This is a genomic window from Candidatus Pedobacter colombiensis, from assembly GCA_029202485.1.
GTDB classification, from domain to species: domain Bacteria; phylum Bacteroidota; class Bacteroidia; order Sphingobacteriales; family Sphingobacteriaceae; genus Pedobacter; species Pedobacter colombiensis.
In genome coordinates this window covers 1,705,766-1,721,239 of the sequence record CP119313.1, presented here as the reverse complement: position 1 = coordinate 1,721,239, position 15,474 = coordinate 1,705,766, and the positions used below count along the sequence as shown (strand labels likewise).

14 protein-coding genes are annotated in these 15,474 nt (G+C 39.3%); 6 read left to right on the top strand and 8 right to left on the bottom strand.

Translation table 11 applies throughout. The features are described 5' to 3' along the window. Positions 1-196: 196 nt before the first annotated feature. Positions 197-1,651 carry a L,D-transpeptidase family protein gene (locus P0Y49_07315; protein WEK20945.1) on the bottom strand — a complete coding sequence of 485 codons (1,455 nt, stop codon included), beginning with the start codon at positions 1,649-1,651 and terminating at the stop codon, positions 197-199. 242 nt (positions 1,652-1,893) lie between these two features. Here P0Y49_07315 and P0Y49_07310 point away from each other — a divergent pair, with 242 nt between their 5' ends. Together P0Y49_07310 and P0Y49_07305 are read left to right on the top strand one after the other, a co-directional pair. Beyond that, positions 1,894-2,766: a pirin family protein gene (locus P0Y49_07310; protein WEK20944.1), complete on the top strand. Its 873-nt coding sequence runs from the start codon at positions 1,894-1,896 to the stop codon at positions 2,764-2,766. Positions 2,767-2,822: 56 nt separating this feature from the next. Then, positions 2,823-3,395, top strand: coding sequence for a YceI family protein (locus P0Y49_07305; GenBank protein ID WEK20943.1), 573 nt, complete (start codon positions 2,823-2,825; stop codon positions 3,393-3,395). On the opposite strand, the gene P0Y49_07300 is transcribed toward P0Y49_07305, so the two are convergent. From P0Y49_07300 to P0Y49_07290, 3 genes are all read right to left on the bottom strand, one after another. Further along, complete coding sequence (locus P0Y49_07300; GenBank protein WEK20942.1) at positions 3,396-4,550, bottom strand: heparin lyase I family protein; 1,155 nt, start codon at positions 4,548-4,550, stop codon at positions 3,396-3,398. 152 nt (positions 4,551-4,702) lie between these two features. Then, complete coding sequence (locus P0Y49_07295; protein WEK20941.1) at positions 4,703-5,596, bottom strand: FG-GAP repeat protein; 894 nt, start codon at positions 5,594-5,596, stop codon at positions 4,703-4,705. A gap of 33 nt (positions 5,597-5,629) precedes the next feature. After that, positions 5,630-5,884 (bottom strand): hypothetical protein, encoded by a 255-nt coding sequence (locus P0Y49_07290; protein WEK20940.1) that lies wholly within the window; start codon positions 5,882-5,884, stop codon positions 5,630-5,632. A 72-nt stretch (positions 5,885-5,956) separates the two neighbouring features. Here P0Y49_07290 and P0Y49_07285 point away from each other — a divergent pair, with 72 nt between their 5' ends. Both P0Y49_07285 and P0Y49_07280 read left to right on the top strand, forming a co-directional pair. Next, positions 5,957-6,514, top strand: a complete 558-nt coding sequence (locus P0Y49_07285; protein ID WEK20939.1) for a TetR/AcrR family transcriptional regulator — start codon at positions 5,957-5,959, stop codon at positions 6,512-6,514. Then, entirely contained in the window at positions 6,507-7,097 is a 591-nt protein-coding gene (locus tag P0Y49_07280; protein WEK20938.1) for a pentapeptide repeat-containing protein, read from the top strand. The genes P0Y49_07285 and P0Y49_07280 overlap by 8 nt, the downstream gene beginning before the upstream one ends. A gap of 79 nt (positions 7,098-7,176) precedes the next feature. Here P0Y49_07280 and P0Y49_07275 read toward each other — a convergent pair whose 3' ends face one another. Then, on the bottom strand, positions 7,177-7,515 hold the full coding sequence (locus P0Y49_07275) for a hypothetical protein (GenBank protein WEK20937.1): 339 nt from the start codon (positions 7,513-7,515) through the stop codon (positions 7,177-7,179). Between the two features lie 235 nt (positions 7,516-7,750). Between P0Y49_07275 and P0Y49_07270 the strand changes: the two genes are divergently transcribed. Both P0Y49_07270 and P0Y49_07265 read left to right on the top strand, forming a co-directional pair. Continuing rightward, a complete protein-coding gene (locus tag P0Y49_07270) occupies positions 7,751-8,962 on the top strand; it encodes a glycoside hydrolase family 88 protein (protein ID WEK20936.1) in 1,212 nt (403 codons plus the stop codon). A 13-nt stretch (positions 8,963-8,975) separates the two neighbouring features. Further along, positions 8,976-10,964 carry a heparinase II/III family protein gene (locus tag P0Y49_07265; GenBank protein ID WEK20935.1) on the top strand — a complete coding sequence of 663 codons (1,989 nt, stop codon included), beginning with the start codon at positions 8,976-8,978 and terminating at the stop codon, positions 10,962-10,964. A 25-nt stretch (positions 10,965-10,989) separates the two neighbouring features. Here P0Y49_07265 and P0Y49_07260 read toward each other — a convergent pair whose 3' ends face one another. From P0Y49_07260 to P0Y49_07250, 3 genes are all read right to left on the bottom strand, one after another. Beyond that, positions 10,990-11,958 carry an L-histidine N(alpha)-methyltransferase gene (locus P0Y49_07260; protein ID WEK20934.1) on the bottom strand — a complete coding sequence of 323 codons (969 nt, stop codon included), beginning with the start codon at positions 11,956-11,958 and terminating at the stop codon, positions 10,990-10,992. An 8-nt stretch (positions 11,959-11,966) separates the two neighbouring features. Then, on the bottom strand, positions 11,967-13,118 hold the full coding sequence (egtB, locus tag P0Y49_07255; protein WEK20933.1) for an ergothioneine biosynthesis protein EgtB: 1,152 nt from the start codon (positions 13,116-13,118) through the stop codon (positions 11,967-11,969). Between the two features lie 128 nt (positions 13,119-13,246). Beyond that, a complete protein-coding gene (locus P0Y49_07250) occupies positions 13,247-15,469 on the bottom strand; it encodes a glycoside hydrolase family 3 C-terminal domain-containing protein (GenBank protein ID WEK20932.1) in 2,223 nt (740 codons plus the stop codon). Positions 15,470-15,474: the final 5 nt, after the last annotated feature.

Sequence of the window (15,474 nt, the reverse complement as noted above, 5' to 3'; positions counted from 1 at the left end):
TGAGAATTACATTACCCAATATGTAGATTCAATTAATCAATTTACACATAAAATTATTATGCCAACTATTTTACAATGACAGAAAAAAGTGCAAAATGAACAAAAAGAGTAGTAGTATGCTACAAAAACAAGCCAAATATGAATATGAACAAATAATGAATAAACTAAAAAGAAATAAAGAAAACCCTTAAGCAGATCATTTGCTCGCCATCATCTTCGCCGATAGAATCTCATCAAGTCCGTAAATATCCTTGCAGTAACCTACACCACCTGCATCATCCAGAAATGCAGTATAATAAGTAATCACTATTGGAACTGACTGAGATAAACCAATGAATTTAGCCTTAGGATAGCCATTCAACATAGCCTTTTTTAACTGGTCATATTTTGCCCCCTCACCAAAAAGTATCAAAGCAAGGTCCATCGGTTTTTCCAAACGAATGCAACCATGACTTATCGCTCTATTATTCTTTTTAAAAGCTGATTTTAAGGGAGTATCATGTAAATAGACACCGCTTTCATTGTTAAAAAGAAACTTAATTTTACCAAGCGCATTCAATTCTCCGGGCATTTGCTTAAATGAATAACCCTCAGCATCACCAGAGCTCCAATCAATTGATGGTGTATGAGTAACAAGCTTTTCATCCTTATAAACGTCAATATTGTTATTGACCAAATAATAACGATCTCTCCTTACCTTCTTTAAGATTTCCGATTTAACAATACTCACGGGGATGTTCCAAACCGGGTTTACCTGTACGCCGTAAATTTTACTACTCAATTGCGGACTCTGCCACCTACCTGGCTGCCCCACACAAACCTTCATATTTAAAGCAGATTTTCCCTGGTCCATGACATCCAGACTAAAATTGGCAATATTTACCATTACATACCTCTGTTCAGTCGGTTTGTTTTTCCACCTTAACCGTTCCATATTTACCGATAAAACAGACTTGGTTTCCTTTAATGTTTTACCGGGGGCCAATTCATCAAATTTCAGCGCCAGCTGCAAAGCCTTATAATCGTCCCCGCGTGGTTGTATACTATCCAGATATTTTTTCACTTCCCTAACCTCAAGAACCCGCATCATAAATGTGCTATCTGCAGTAAGTCTGTTACTAAAATAATTAGGGTCTATCGTTTGTGGTTCAACCAATCCAAACTCCATCGATTTACAATATTTCAGCATTTCATAAGCTGTTAGCAATTCTAACTTAACTTTCTTACGATATGCTTCAATAGTCCTTAACGACTGCTCCCGATTCACTTCCTCCATTAATGTTCGAAATGCTCCAGCCCGAAAAAATTCAGGATCGAGACCATGGTCGTCAGCACCCTCCAGATTACCCAGCAAGTATTCCACCTGACCATTCCTCAAAAACCTGTTCAACAATACCGTTTGATAGTTATTTTTCTCATAAAATGATTGTATCTGATTTCGATAGCCTAAAACAGACAATGTATCTCTTAGCGCTTCTTTAAATACTTCTATGCTATCTATTGGAGCTTTTCGACCACGTTCCTGAATAATGGATAGATTTTTCCCAACAACAGTCCCGCTAAAACCATAAACAGACCCAAACGACCAGGCAATGATCATTACAATCCCACAAAGGGATAAAAACAGCCCGCGGCTACCAGCTCTAAACATATGGGTAGATGTTTAAATAAGCGTGCCACAATAGCATCACCAAAATCATAACAATCTGCTAAACAGTAATGTTTGAATTAATAAAAGCACATTTTTTATATTCTTAACCTACATCAATGTTGATTGAAGAAAGCAGAGGTACCTTTGCAGAGAATAATTAAAACAGACCGATTGTTTTGTGGTTTAATATGATTAAAAAACAAAACTGGTCATTTTGATATTACTAAAAAAAGAGAAATAAAATGAAAAGGTTAATTGAAAAAATAGTGACAAATTCCGGTAAACCACATATGGTTGGTGATGGATTCAGAGTGTTTAACTACATTCCGGGGGCAGGTATTCTTCAGGAGAGAATAAGTCCGTTTTTACTATTGGATTTTAACCCTGAATATGATTTTGGTCCTTCAAATCATGTTCGCGGTGTGGGAGTTCACCCACATAAAGGTTTTGAAACTGTAACTATTGCTTATAAAGGATCTGTAGCACACCATGATAGTACTGGCAGCCATGGAATTATAAATGCCGGCGATGTACAATGGATGACAGCCGGTAGTGGTATCTTGCATAAAGAATACCATGAAGAGGCTTTTTCAAAAAAAGGAGGCCCCTTTGAAATGGTACAGTTATGGGTAAATCTTCCTAAAAAAGATAAATCTGTTAAACCACATTACCAGGAGCTGACAGCAGCCGGAATGGGAAAAGTGGAGTTACCGGAAAATGCCGGAGTAGTAAATGTCATCGCGGGAAACTTTAATGGAGTTGCTGGTCCAGCAAAAACATACAGTCCCGTAAACCTATTTGATATCAAATTGAATGCGGGCGCAGAAATAAATACCTCAATCCCGACCAGGCACAATACCGCCCTATTAGTTGTTAATGGAAGTGTAGAAGTTAATGGTGAAATGGCATCTGAACATAGTTTTGTATTGTTTACAAACGAAGGCCAGGAAATTCAAATTAAAGCAAATCAGAACAGTGTAATCTTATTATTGAGTGGCGAACCAATTCGTGAGCCTATCGTAAGCTATGGACCATTTGTGATGAATACCGAAGCAGAAATCCATCAAGCTATAGATGACTTCAATATGGGTAAATTTGGCGCGCTGGCAGATTAAATACAACTTTTTTAAGGATTACTTGTTATTCATCTGTTCTATTAACCATATAAATCATGAAAAAGATATATGCTATTTTGGTAATTGCGCTCTTAGCAACAAACCTTTCATTTGGACAAACGATCTTGAAGGCAGACCCAATGCATTCAAAACTAACATTTACCGTTGAGCACTTTGGCATCTCTGATGTTTTCGGTTTATTTCAAAAGTTTGACGTTACGGTTACCTCATCCAAACCTGACTTTAGCGACGCTGTCTTTGAACTATCTACAGATCTGGCATCCATCAATACAGAGGTAAAGATGAGAGATGATGACCTCCGGAGTCCACATTTCTTTGATGTTGAAAAATACCCATTAATGACCTTTAAAAGCACTTCAATTAAAAAAGACGGAAAGGACAGATACAAGCTTACCGGAAATTTGACCATGCATGGCGTTACAAAACCGGTAACAATGGACTTATGGTATAGAGGAACAATGCTTGACCAAATGTCTAAAAAACAAAGATATGGTTTCCAACTAGCAGGAACTTTAAACAGATATGACTTTAATATCGGTCCTTCATACCCTGAAATTGCGATTTCCAATCTCGTAAGGATAAAAGCAGATGGTGAATTTATTAAGTAATTATCTCGCCGTTTCGCTATAGCCACTAAGGTTATAAGAAACCGGGACCGTGCTGTTTCCTACTCTGTAAATTCCGAATTTGAAATAATATCCATCTTCATCATTCCGCCCAACAAGAATTTCCTCTTGATTAACGATATGCCGCTTTTGTTGTTTGCCAGCCTTTACATAACTCATCGTTACGTCCAGTTTACCTGGTTTTAGAATAGTATTTGTCTCTTTCCCATATTTTGTCCATTCCACATCTGTAACAAATGTAATCCAACAGTCCTTCGGGAATTCAGCAAAAGGCATTTTATAAGCAATGGTAGAAGTTTTGTATTTCGAAGAAATTGGCTTCATCACCTCACTATTTCCCATTCCGGCATTATTACGATCAGTTTTATCAGTAAGCCATTGGCGGTCAGAATTTGCTTTGATGTAAAAGTACCCCTTAGAAAAACCAAAAGCCAAAGGTGGATAGCCCCCTTGTTCTATAAGCCAGCCATTAGGCTTTCCTGCTACATAAGTGATCTTACCATCTTTCCCTATTTTCTCCACCTTATCATGCGCAATGTTTTTTTTGAATATCATACGGTCATAAAGCGATAAAAACTCATCTATCGTCAATAACTTAATTTCCCCTTCCGGTGTAGAGACCAATGTCCTACTCGGTGTACCATGCCATTGCGCAAAAATAGTAGAAGCACTATCAGGCATTGTAGAAGGAATATATACCGAAAAAGTATAACTCCGGGAACTTCCCTGTTCACAAATTCCTTTGCCATAATGATAAACAGTTTTCAGCTTCTGCGCATTTTGATAAACACTTGCCGGGAACTTTTTAAAGTCGTTAGCGGTTGCATAACTATACGACATCTCTACACGGCCCTTCGTCTCGCCCTCAGCGTAACCTGACAATGAATTGTCCTCCGCTTTAAGTTCAAATCGATAAGAAGGTTTCCCATTAAAAGGAAGTGTATAATCATATTGTAGCGTATAAGGTTTACTCATTCCTACCGCTACCCATTCCTTATCAATAATTTCATTCTTTTTTGCACTATCTGCCTGCACATTCACCCTTTCAGGAATAGAGCTAAACTTTATATTTTGTGCATGTACTGAACAAAAAAATAATTGCTGAAGCGCAAAGAGATAGAGGGCCGTTTTTTTCATTTTGTACGTTTTTATGGTTGTAATTTTGTGGGCTTAGTCAAAACAAACATACAGCTACAAAACGATATTACATTTTACTATTGTCCAGAATACTTTCAATTTCGTTCAATACCAAATCATCATCTCCCCCATAACAGGCAAACCCGGGTAAACTACTTTTTGGATTTTGCTTCAACATAATCTTGTATCTTTTCATCCCAGATGTAATCGTGATCTTCAACAACAACCATTTTATTTTTTACAACCTTATAAATAGTAACCCTACGCTCCCTCCCTGCCGAAGACTGATTGGTTTCGATGATCCGTTTTAATTCAGGGTCAAATTCCAACGAAATCCCCCTGATTTCGCTGGCTTCGAAACTTTCTGATTTAGGATTGTATAAATAATATAAACTAGAGGTATTAGGGCCTGCATAACTCGTTTCAAAAACAGCGAAGTCAGTAAACCCATCAAAATTAAAATCACCCAGTGAAATGCTACTCATCCCCATTTCCTGACAATCAACCTTAAACTCTTGCTTTACGACATTGGTCTTTTTATCTATAATTTTAACCTGATTGACGCTCGCATAATGTTCCCCCTTTGGTTTAGAAAGTACCGTTTTGAAATATTGATCTTTCAAAGAGACTGCCTGCAGCACCTCCTTGTCCTTCCAATTTTGGTCTTGACCATCTTCTTTAAAATCATAATCTAATTTTAAATGTATTGGCAAGGGCTTACCACTGCTCAAGTTCTTCCAGATTCCAACAATCGAGCTAGCATGAGCATCAAAATGCTCAAATACGAAACTAGCTACCTCTTTTTTCCCTGTACCATCCCTTTCAATAAGTTTTAAAGCACCCTCTTTTAAGGTAATACTTAATGAAATTGGTGTATTAATCTTCTTATATACGTACACACCGTTACCTGCCTGCAAATCTGCAAACAACTGAATCGGATAACTTCCAATGCTTCCGGTATATTGTAATTGGGCTTTAGCTTTACTTATAAAGAGCATTAAAGCGAGTATCAAGATGTTAAAGCAGACAATGTAATCTTTTATCATTTGAATATATTTAGCATTATATCGTAAAGCTAGCTAATTCAAGCCTAAAGAAACTCCGTTCCCATTAAAAACTTCCAACACTTTGGAACTAACATCCTTTTCTTCCAGACCTTTCAACAATTCAATGCCAATGTAATCATTGCACACCACTCTCAATATCCGATCACAATCCTCAAGATCGACAGACCATTCTAAAATACCTGAAAAAGTAGCAATTACCAGGGAAACATGATGTAAATCAATCGACGTATTGATTACAGTTGACATGATGATAATATATCTTGACATAAATTAGCTGAATGAGGGCGACAAATGTATAAAAAATTTGAAAACAAACCAATCGTTCGGTATCTTTGAGGAATGGAAAATCCATATAAAAGAAAAAAAGACCCGGAAGCCAGTAAGCAGCTGATCCTTAACACAGCAGCCGAAATCGGTGCCACAGCAGACTGGCATCAGGTTACTTTTCAGGCTATCGCTGATAAAACGGGCTTGAGTAAAGGTGGTATCATCCATCATTTCCGTAGCAAAGAAGAGTTGCTGGAAGAGCTGGTGCTTCAAAGCCTTGTTGAACTGACCGAATGGATCGATGAAGAAAAAAGAACCTCAGGCAACAACATTGCCCCTATCGCCTTTCTACACTTTGTCATCAAAAAGAGCGACGATCTTCATTACAGAAGAGCCATGAAAGTTATTTTACAGGCGGCGCTGATCAACGAACATTACAAGAAAATGTGGGACGATTGGTTTACCCAACATATCGCTGGTGGATCTGTAGCAGATCTTGATATCAACAGCCTGATCATTATGCTGGTTGCAGACGGATTATGGTACGCGGATAACCTGGGTGTTTACAACATCACAGCTAAAAAGAAGCAGCAGATCCTCAACAAATTATTAAGCATGCAACATGAATAACAACGAAACAACCGTCCACGAAGGCAAAACATTTACCGGCATCAATTATGCAGAAAAACAACTGAAAAACCGCGAATTTATCAACTGTGAATTTATCAGCTGTGATTTCTCCAAAAGCGACTTAAGCCACAATGACTTCATGAATTGTCATTTTAAACAGTGCAATTTCTCACTCACCATAGTTATAGGTACTGGATTTAAAGATGCTACTTTTACCGGCTGCAAAGTACTTGGTATTGATTTTTCGAAATGCAATAAATTCTTATTTTCTTTTAGTTTTGAACAATGCCAGCTGGATTATTCAACCTTTTATGGTACAAAACTCAGAAAAACTAAATTCATAGAGTGTTCCCTTAAAGAAACTGATTTTGAAGCAACAGATTTAACCTCCGCCATATTCCATAACTGTGAAATGTCAGGAGCAACCTTTGTCCGATCTATTCTGGAAAAAGCAGATTTCCGTACAGCAAGAAATTTTAGCCTGGATCCTGCAGTCAATAAAGTAAAACAGGCAAAATTTTCTGCGATGAACCTTACCGGCTTACTATATCAATATAACCTGGATATTGATTATAACCACTAAAAGGCGCATAAAAAATCATCGTCCCCCATTTCTTGTCTGTTGACTGCTTTCAGGGGGAGATGATACTTATTTAAGTCAATTATTGCTTAGGTTTATTCTTTTGGGCCGCCGCAAATTCCTTCCACATCTGAGATTGCTCCGGAGTTAAAATCATCTTTTCTTTTGCCGCCATTTCAGTTCTGAGTACTTTAATCTTTTCCTTTTTTTGCTCATCATTTAACGTTGCATCATCCTTAATGGCCTTTTGTGCCTTACCACTTTCAGCAATCACATCGTGCATTTTCTGCCTGTTTTCATCGCTAAGTTTCATCACCGTAAAAACAGAATCCCTTAATTCTTTTATATTTTTAGGTTTATTTTGAGCGAAAATTACGGTCGTGATTAACATCATTCCGAATAACAATACTACTTTTTTCATACTTACATTCATTTGGTTTAATACTATTTGATTTTGATAGAAACGAATTTAAAAATTATTATCGAATTTGATGAATAACAGCTTCAACAACTTAAATAAGTATCAATAATCACGCTCTACCAAAAATACTTAACCAAATTCAAAATATTTATGGTAGATTTTAAAAGGCTGTTTTCCCCTCCGCTCCTACCTTCACTCTTCTAACCATTAATCAAAAATCTCAGGAGATTGAACTATGAAACTAACGATCAGCATACTTTTAGCGGCCTCCACATTTACTTTAACCTGCTTTGCCCAGTCCAAACAACCAGCCCCATCTTTAAACTGGTTAAAAAAGACTACCGAGGTAATTGATTACCAGCTAAACAAAGCGGCAGACACCTATAAACCGGGACAGAATCCCCGTTCAGTGAACCCGGATGGTAGTGTAAGGCTCGCCCCATATACAGATTGGACCACAGGATTTTTCCCGGGTTCTCTTTGGTATGGATATGAACTTACCAGAGATAAAAAACTGGCCGATCAGGCAAAACGCTTTACTTTAGCGTTGGATTCAATTCGCTACATCACAAATACCCATGATGTGGGCTTTATGCTCTATTGCTCCTATGGCAATGCCTATCGCATTTCCGGTGATAAAGTCTATTTACCGGCATTAACAGCTGGTGCACAGCATCTATTTGCGAGATTTAATCCTAAAATTGGCGTTATTCGCTCCTGGGATTTTTCCTGGTGGCACTACCCTGTAATTATCGACAACATGATGAACCTCGAATATTTGTACTGGGCAGCAACGGCACTTAAAACTCCTGCTTATGCACAGGCAGCCAGTACACATGCCACAACCACCATGTTCAACCATTTTAGAAAAGACCATAGTTCATACCATGTTGTGGATTATGACCCTGAAACAGGAAAAGTACTGCGCAAGGCTACACACCAGGGCCTTACCGACGAATCTGCCTGGTCGCGTGGACAAGCCTGGGGACTTTATGGCTTTACCATGTGCTATGAAAACACTAAGGATCAAAAATTTCTGGATCAGGCCGAGCATATCGCTTCCTTTATCATGAACCATCCCCGTATGCCAAAGGATAAAATTCCGGTTTGGGATTTTGATGTACACAATGCCCTTGATGTTGATGAACATGCACCAAGAGATGCCTCAGCCGCAGCCGTTATCGCATCAGCGTTACTGGATTTAAGCACACAGGTAAAAGATGGCAAAAAATATGTCGATTATGCAGAAGCCATACTCAAATCATTATCTTCAGATGCTTACTTAGCTAAACCCGGAGAAAATGGGTTCTTCATTCTGAAACACAGCGTTGGTGCCCTCCTCTACAATTCAGAAATTGATACTCCAATAGATTATGCAGATTACTATTACTTAGAGGCTTTAAAAAGGTATGCCAGTATCAAAAAAATTGATCTTTTAAATTTATAAAATATTTAACCCGATGAACATAAAAAAAATTGTCCAGCTTGCTGTTTTAATGCTGTGTGGCGGAGTAATTTACGCTCAAGAAGCTAGTATTACAAAAAAAAGTTTTGATCCCATCAACCTCAGCTATCCGGGCCTTGAAAAAACAAATCAGCTTTTTATAGCTGGCAAATATGATGATGCCGCTAAAGCCTTACTGGCATACTACAGAAAAAAAAGCAAGGCTAAAGCACCTGATTTCAGCAATTCAGAGAAGCCAGCCGATTTAAGCCAGCCTATTGACAAGGCTACACAGGAAATGGCAGACAAAGCTTTAGTTCACCAATTTCAACCCCATAAGGGATATGGCTATTTTGATTATGGCAAGGACATCAATTGGCAAATGTGGCCGGTAAAAGACAATGAAGTACGCTGGCAGCTGCACCGTGTAAAATGGTGGCAGGCAATGGCCCTGGTTTATCATGCTACAGCCGATGAAAAATATGCTAAAGAATGGATATACCAATATAGCGATTGGGTGAGAAAAAATCCTTTAGGCCTGTCACAGGATAACGACAGATTTGTATGGCGCCCACTAGAAGTTTCGGACAGGGTACAAAGCCTGCCCCCAACTTTTAGTCTGTTTGTAAACTCCCCAAATTTCAGTCCGGCCTTTTTAATGGAATTTTTAAATAGCTACCACCAGCAAGCAGATTATTTACCTTCAAATTATGCTGAATTGGGAAACCATCGTTTATTTGAAGCACAACGTACCTTATTTGCTGGTGTATCATTTCCTGAATTTAAAGATTCACAAAAATGGAGACAAAGTGGCATCACAGTGCTAAACACCGAAATCAAAAAACAAGTGTTTGCAGATGGAATGCAGTTCGAGCTTTCGCCAATTTATCACATAGCCGCCATTGATATCTTCTTAAAAGCTTATAGCTCGGCACAGCGCGTTAACCTCGAAAAAGAATTTCCTCAATCCTACGTACAAACCATAGAGAATATGATTATGGCGGTTATCAGCATTACCCTGCCGGATTATAACACCCCTATGTTTGGCGATTCCTGGATTACTGATAAAAATTTCAGGATGAAACAGTTTGCAAGTTGGAGTAAGGTTTTTCCGGCAAATACAGCCATAAAGTATTTTGCTACGGATGGCAGAGAAGGTCAGGCTCCCAACTTTTTATCCAAAGCATTGAGCAACGCGGGCTTTTATACATTTAGAACTGGATGGGATAAAAATGCAACTGTTATGGTATTAAAAGCCAGCCCTCCGGGAGAATTTCATGCCCAGCCGGACAATGGAACTTTCGAACTTTTTGTAAAAGGCAGAAACTTTACACCTGATGCCGGCGTATTTGTATACAGTGGAGACGATGCCATTATGAAACAACGTAACTGGTACCGCCAAACGCGTATACATAGCACGCTTACGCTTGATAACCAAAACATGGTGATCACTAAAGCCCATCAGGACAAATGGGAAACTGGTAAAAACCTCGATATCCTTACTTATACCAACCCTAGTTATGCAGAACTGAACCATCAGCGCAGCGTGCTGTTCATCAACCAAAAATACTTTTTGATTATCGATAAAGCCATTGGTACAGCGACTGGAAACCTGGGTGTACACTTCCAGCTGAAAGAAGATAGTAAGCCCGTTTTTGACAAAATAAAGAATACAGTATCTACAACTTACACAGACGGAAACAACCTCCTGATTCAGTCATTAAATACAGATAAAGTAACACTGAATGAAGAAGAAGGCAAAGTATCTTACGTTTACAACAAGGAAATCCCAAGACCTGCCTTTGTATTTGAAAAGCCTAAAAATGACAGCAAAACACAACGGTTTGTATCTCTGGTTTATCCTTACGAAGGCAGCAAAGCTCCGGAAATCAGTATTAAGGAAAATCAAGGCAATGATTTTGAAAAAGGCAAGATCAACTTAACCCTTACCATTAACGGAAAACAGCAAAATGTAAAAGCAACACTTTATCAAGGCAACCTTTAGGGGTTGCCTTTGTTCATTAGCAGGTTTAAACGATCCATACCGCGTCGACAAAATACCTGTTGGTATCAAAAAAATTATGTAAGGGTTTAAATCCGCATCTGGATGCAAGCCTTTCAATATCTTCCAGTGCGTATTTTTGGGAGATTTCCATATAAACATACTCATCCTTAGCAAAAGGAATTGTAGCTGTTCCAATATGAACTACCTGATCTTTCAAGCTGATCAGGTAGCTTTTACAAGCTCCAGATTCCGGGTCATAACTCACATAATGTTCAAAATTTTCAACCACAAAATCTCCCCCCAACTCCCTGTTAATCCGTTCAAGTAAGTTCAGATTGAAGGCACTTGTAATTCCCTTATGATCATTATAGGCCGCCAATATTTGTTTCGGATTTTTTTTCAGATCAAAACCAATAATCAGCAGATCTCCTTCAGACAATAAATTTCTTAATGATCCCAAAAATGCCTCTGCTTCATCCTTATCCATGTTTCCGATATTTGCACCCATAAACAAGACAACTTTTCTTCGGTTGGAAAGTGCAATCCCCTGCTGCAGCATCTGCAAATAATCTCCATTCAGTCCCTTTATATCCAATTCAGGCAACTCCTTGGGTAAATGATCCTCCAGGTCGTTAATCACATGCGCAGAAATGTCGACAGGCAAATAACTAAATTCAAGGTTCTCCTTAGCCAGAGCCCTTAACAAATGAATGGATTTCGTGGCATCCCCAGCCCCCAGCTCAATCAGGTCAAAAGGAGTATTTCCCTTGATCAGTTCTGCAATCTGTACGGCCTGATTCGAAAATATATCCATCTCTGCATTTGTCAGATAGTACTCATCCATTTCCATGATCTGTTGAAATATATAATCTCCACGTTCATCATAAAAATATTTGGCATGCATAAACTTCGGACATGCCTGAAGTCCGGCCAGTGTTTCAGTAAGAAACAGTGACTCCACAGTGGTTATATTTTCGGTCGTAGTTGGGCGCATATCTCATGTTATTGAGCTAATCGTATTCCGGTAAATTGCCATCTTAAATCCGGATGAAAAAAATTTCTGTAGGTAATCCGGCTATGCCCAGGTGGTGTCGCTTCAGATGCTCCCCGAAGTACTTTTTGGTTCACCATAAACTTGCCGTTATATTCTCCTATCGCCCCCGGTGCTTTACTGAAGCCGGGATAAGACAGGTACGCACTCTCTGTCCATTCCCATCTATGCCCCCATTTAAACGCTCCCGCAGCAACCTCCCATTCAAATTCAGTTGGCAGGCGCATTTTACACCAGCTGGCAAATGCATAAGCTTCGTAATAGCTGATGTGGGTTACAGCAGCTTTCAAATCAAGCGGCTTAAATCCTCCAAGTGTATAAGTATGCCATTCGCCATCCACCAAATGCCAATACATAGGCGCTGTGATTTTATGCTCCTTCAGCCAGTCCCAGCCCTCAGCGTGCCAATGCGCAAAATTTGTATAGCCACCATCCTCCATAAACACCAAATATGCTGCATTGCTGACCAGATTTGAGCTGATGGAAAAATTTTGTAAATAGACCTTATGCCTACCCAATTCATTGTCAAAACAAAAATCCGTTCCGGAATAACCGATCTCATAAATGCCTTCTTTAAAAGAAATCATCTTCTGGGTACCTATTTCAAATGTAGTCCTGATCCTTCCATCTGTATGGTAAGCAGGAAACAGTGGATTATGCCCAAAAATATATTTGATATCAGTGAGCAGCAGCTCCTGATGTTGCTGTTCATGGTTAAGTCCTAAAAAGAACAAAGCTTTTACCTCATCCGTAAGCGGACATTTTAAAAACTCACTCATGGCCAAATCTACATACGCCCGATAAGCATACACATCACTCACGCTTGGGCGACTTAGATTTCCTCTATCCGTACGGATCACATGGCTGCCAATAGTCTCGTAATAACTATTGAAAACATAATTGTATTCCCGATTGTAAATCCTGTATTGTTCATGAAAGGGCTTTAAAATAAAAGTTTCGAAAAACCATGTCGTGTGACCAAGGTGCCATTTTGGTGGACTCACATCTACAATAGGTTGCACCACATAATCTTCAGTTTGCAAAGATTCGCAAATCTGTTCAGAATGCTTCCTGATCTGCATATACTGTTCCAAAAACATCATCAATGGTTAGCTAAGTAGTTACGCTCTAATAGCATTAACATCTGGTACTTTCGATTGTTTGATTCTTACTTAGCCCTGCCGGATTTTTAACTACATATTTTTGGAGTTAGGTCTTAAATTAGCCTGACTTACTCAATAGTAAGCAGGCTCTTTAATACATTCCCACTGGTTGGATTTGCCTCATCGGGTTGACTTCCGCCGATACTGAGCTGTAAAACGCCTTTAAATTGCTGCTTAATACCCTCCGTATCTACATAAGAAAGATCATCCGGACTCAGCTCAAATTTAACAATTTTGCTTTCTCCAGCCTTCAAGCTAAGCCTTTGAAAACCTTTTAAGGATTTTATTGGTGCTTTTATCGATCGATTTTGATTCATCACGTACAATTGTGCAACCTCTTCTCCTGCTAATGTCCCCTTATTGGTGATGCGTACAGCAACCGTTAAATCCTTGCCCCGGGCAACTTTCACCGGAACATCTTCCTTGGCATAGTCAAAGCTGGTATAGCTTAATCCATACCCAAAGCCATAAAGCGGTTTATTTTTAAAATAACGGTAAGTACGATTTTCCATGCTGTAATTATTAAAATCCGGCAGGTCGCTATCGCTCTTGTAAAAGGTAACAGGCAAACGCCCAGAAGGATTATAATCGCCAAATAGAATATCTGCAACGGCCTGACCAGCTGCTTGTCCCCCATACCAGGCATTCAGGATAGCAGGTATGTTTTCAGACTCCCACGGCATAGCAATTGCACTGCCGGTCATCATTACAAATACTATAGGTTTACCCGAGGCTTTTAAAGCCTTCATCAAATCAGTTTGAACAGCAGGGAGCAAAATAGACGTGCGGTCACCACCTGTAAAACCAGGTTCATTCACCTTCATTTGCTCACCTTCCAACTGTGGCGCAATTCCCCCGGCAAATACAAACAGGTCCGCATCTTTATACTTGTCCACCAAAGCTTTAAAATCTGTCTGCACATCATTACCCAAAACATTTTTATTGGTATAATTAACAGCCTTCTCGTAAACCACCTCAGTTTGGCGACCAACTTTTTCCTTAATCCCACCCAGTATAGTAGAAAGTTCCGATGGATTACCATTATAATTACCCAGAATAGCGATTGGATTATCCGCATTCGGCCCCAGGACAACGATCTTTTTCAAGTCTTTTCGAATCGGCAAAAGCCCCTTCTCATTTTTTAACAACACCATAGATTCTTGTGCCATCTTCAAAGCATGTGCTTTATGCGCTTTACTTTCCAACACAGAAGCCGGCGTTTGTGCATATTTCACCATCGAAACCGGATCAAACAATCCTAATTTGAAACGAACCATAAATAAACGATGCAACGATACATCCAACTGCGCCTCGGTGATTTTTCCATCTTTTACCGCTTGCACCAGCGCAAGATAAGCTTCCTTTCCACAGTCCACATCCGTACCATGAAACACAGCATCTACCGCAGCAGATTCGGCATCTTTATGCGTTTTGTGCTTTTTATAAAAATCATCTATAGCCCCACAATCAGAAGTTACATAACCTTTAAAATTCCACTGATTTCTTAAAATATCAGTCATAAACAAATCACTGGCACAACAAGGTTGATTTTGAAATGCATTGTAAGCGCACATTACCCCCGCAACTTTAGCATCTACCACCAGTTTTTTAAAAGCCGGTAAATAGGTATCCCATAAATCATACATGCTCGCATCTGCATTAAACACGTGCCTAAGTGGTTCCGGCCCGCTGTGTACCGCAAAATGCTTTGCACAAGCAGCAGCTTTTAAATATTTCGGATCATCCCCCTGAAGCCCCTTTACAAAAGCTGCTCCCATCATGGAAGTCAAGAATGGATCTTCCCCATAAGTCTCCTGACCTCTTCCCCAACGTGGGTCACGAAAAATATTAATATTAGGCGTCCAGTAAGTTAAACCTTGATATTTTGAGCCTTCCTTTCCGGCTGCTACTGCAAGGTTATACACAGCCCTTCCCTCTAATGCAGAAAAATCGGCCATCTCAAACAACGATTTGGTATCAAAAGTAGCTGCCATTGCAATTGCCTGTGGAAATACGGTTACTTTATAAGGCGTTCTGGCAACGCCATGGAGGACTTCATTCCACCAATCGTGAGCAGGAATTTCCAGTCTCGGAATTGCCGGTGCGGCATTGAGCATCTGACTAACTTTTTCTTCAAGCGTTAAACGACTCACCAGATCATTTACCCGCTCTTCAAAACCCAGTTGCGGATTCTGAAAAGTATATTTATAATTTTGACTATAGGCCATTTGTGAAAAAGAAAGCACAATAGCCATCACAAATAACAGAGGAGCATTTTTTTTAAAGTTCATTAGCT

Coding starts and splice junctions, on each gene's coding strand:
- P0Y49_07285 (WEK20939.1), top strand. CDS start 5,957: ATGGAAAATCCATATAAAAGAAAAAAAGACCCGGAAGCCAGTAAGCAG.
- P0Y49_07295 (WEK20941.1), bottom strand. CDS start 5,596: ATGATAAAAGATTACATTGTCTGCTTTAACATCTTGATACTCGCTTTA.
- P0Y49_07280 (WEK20938.1), top strand. CDS start 6,507: ATGAATAACAACGAAACAACCGTCCACGAAGGCAAAACATTTACCGGC.
- P0Y49_07250 (WEK20932.1), bottom strand. CDS start 15,469: ATGAACTTTAAAAAAAATGCTCCTCTGTTATTTGTGATGGCTATTGTG.
- P0Y49_07275 (WEK20937.1), bottom strand. CDS start 7,515: ATGAAAAAAGTAGTATTGTTATTCGGAATGATGTTAATCACGACCGTA.
- P0Y49_07315 (WEK20945.1), bottom strand. CDS start 1,651: ATGTTTAGAGCTGGTAGCCGCGGGCTGTTTTTATCCCTTTGTGGGATT.
- P0Y49_07300 (WEK20942.1), bottom strand. CDS start 4,550: ATGAAAAAAACGGCCCTCTATCTCTTTGCGCTTCAGCAATTATTTTTT.
- P0Y49_07265 (WEK20935.1), top strand. CDS start 8,976: ATGAACATAAAAAAAATTGTCCAGCTTGCTGTTTTAATGCTGTGTGGC.
- P0Y49_07270 (WEK20936.1), top strand. CDS start 7,751: ATGAAACTAACGATCAGCATACTTTTAGCGGCCTCCACATTTACTTTA.
- P0Y49_07290 (WEK20940.1), bottom strand. CDS start 5,884: ATGTCAAGATATATTATCATCATGTCAACTGTAATCAATACGTCGATT.
- P0Y49_07305 (WEK20943.1), top strand. CDS start 2,823: ATGAAAAAGATATATGCTATTTTGGTAATTGCGCTCTTAGCAACAAAC.
- P0Y49_07260 (WEK20934.1), bottom strand. CDS start 11,958: ATGCGCCCAACTACGACCGAAAATATAACCACTGTGGAGTCACTGTTT.
- egtB (WEK20933.1), bottom strand. CDS start 13,118: ATGATGTTTTTGGAACAGTATATGCAGATCAGGAAGCATTCTGAACAG.
- P0Y49_07310 (WEK20944.1), top strand. CDS start 1,894: ATGAAAAGGTTAATTGAAAAAATAGTGACAAATTCCGGTAAACCACAT.